The sequence below is a fragment of the Limimaricola sp. G21655-S1 genome (genome assembly GCF_027213785.1).
Lineage (GTDB): Bacteria > Pseudomonadota > Alphaproteobacteria > Rhodobacterales > Rhodobacteraceae > Limimaricola.
In genome coordinates this window covers 1-264 of record NZ_JAPWGO010000276.1, presented here as the reverse complement: position 1 = coordinate 264, position 264 = coordinate 1, and the positions used below count along the sequence as shown (strand labels likewise).

1 protein-coding gene is annotated in these 264 nt (G+C 37.5%); it reads right to left on the bottom strand.

Annotated elements, in window-relative coordinates; translation table 11 throughout:
• On the bottom strand, positions 1-264 hold a 264-nt coding region (locus tag O4G76_RS20755), incomplete at both ends, for a hypothetical protein (protein ID WP_269399007.1).

The following is a 264-nucleotide window of genomic DNA, read 5'->3' as shown; positions in this document are numbered from 1 at the left end:
CTCTTTCTCCATTCACGGAATCTTCATAAACTTTTTCTGTAGTTCCTGAAACTCTGTTTCCCTCACACCAAAGAATTGCCGTATAACCTAGCGTCATCCCTTTATATGGATTATAGACACTGTTTGCTGTAATATTTTTCAAATGCCACATACCATTGATATTTGGGAGGGGTGATATTTTCTCCCTAATCAAAAAGAACAGAAATGTTAAAATACAACCACCAATAACTGTTGCTGATACATTAGCCCACAGGCTGTCCATTC